Raw genomic sequence first — 1,020 nt, forward strand, 5'->3', positions numbered from 1 at the left:
GGGGCGCGGGCGGCGAGCAGGCCGACGACTTCGCGCACCCAGCGGGTGACGGTGGTGCGGTGTATCCCGTTGCCGCCTGCCAGGTCGCCGGGCCGCTGGTCACAGCGCAGTACGGCCAGCACGATGCCGGCGATCCTCCCAGCGGGCAGGGCCCGCCACCGGGAGCCGATCTTCTTGAAGTGGCCGCGTAACAGGTCGGCGAGCCAGTTCAGGGTGGCACTCGACAGCGGCAGGCGGGCGGTGTAGACAAGGCCGTCAGGGCCCTCGGCGGGATGGTTGTTTTTCTTCACACCAAACTCAACTGTCGTCGGGGGCCCGCCGGTTACGCCCTCGCGCCACCCCGCTCCGGTGCTGCTAAAGGCGCGCGGCGAACTTCCCGTCGGGCCGTTTGTGCAGCCAGCCGCGATCGGCGAGCTTGGTCATCTTCGCCCGCAGCGGCTCCAGCTTCCCGCGTACCCCCACCTCAAGCCCCAGCTCCTCACCCACCGCCTTGACCTGCACCGCCCCTCCGGCGGCCCGCACGATCGCCAGGATCCGCCGGTAGTCGGCGGGCAGCGCGGCCTCGTCGCCGGCCTCACCGCGGTGCGGGATCAGCAGCACCGCACGCCCCGCCACCTGCGCTTTCACCGGATCCGTCGCCCCAGCAGCCTCCGTATCGGCCCGGTCCTGTTCGGCCAGACGGCGCAGGACCCGCTCGGCGACCCCAAGCTCTTCCCGTTCGGCCTCGACCTCCCCAAGCCGCTTGGCCAACTCCTCGGCAAGCGCGTCCAGTTCGCTACGGCGAGCCGTGATCCGCTCCAGATCGGACATCCCCACACCCTCCCGACGATCCCCGGCGCATCGACACGGTTACGGATCGTAGGTGGCCCGCTCACGCAGGCGCAGCAGAACCAGAGAACCCTCCCGACCGGTCAGACGATCTTCACCATGGACACCTGCCAGCGACCAGCCCGAGTACCCCTAACCCCCTGCACACCAGCCCACCTGACGTGCAGTTTTCACGATGCACACTGCTCAGTG

At 69.8% G+C, this 1,020-nt stretch carries 1 protein-coding gene and 1 pseudogene; both read right to left on the reverse strand.

The features are described 5' to 3' along the window. Positions 1-290, reverse strand: a pseudogene (locus AB0M99_RS37815) (IS5/IS1182 family transposase); the annotation flags it as partial. Positions 291-354: 64 nt separating this feature from the next. Further along, a complete protein-coding gene (locus tag AB0M99_RS37820; protein WP_365928812.1) occupies positions 355-810 on the reverse strand; it encodes a hypothetical protein in 456 nt (151 codons plus the stop codon). Positions 811-1,020 lie beyond the last annotated feature (210 nt).

Source organism: Streptomyces sp. NPDC051183 (assembly GCF_040682455.1).
Classification (GTDB): Bacteria; Actinomycetota; Actinomycetes; order Streptomycetales; family Streptomycetaceae; genus Streptomyces.

Bases quoted from the DNA above. Each gene is read 5' to 3' on its own strand.
- AB0M99_RS37820 (WP_365928812.1), bottom strand. From the start codon at position 810: ATGTCCGATCTGGAGCGGATCACGGCTCGCCGTAGCGAACTGGACGCG.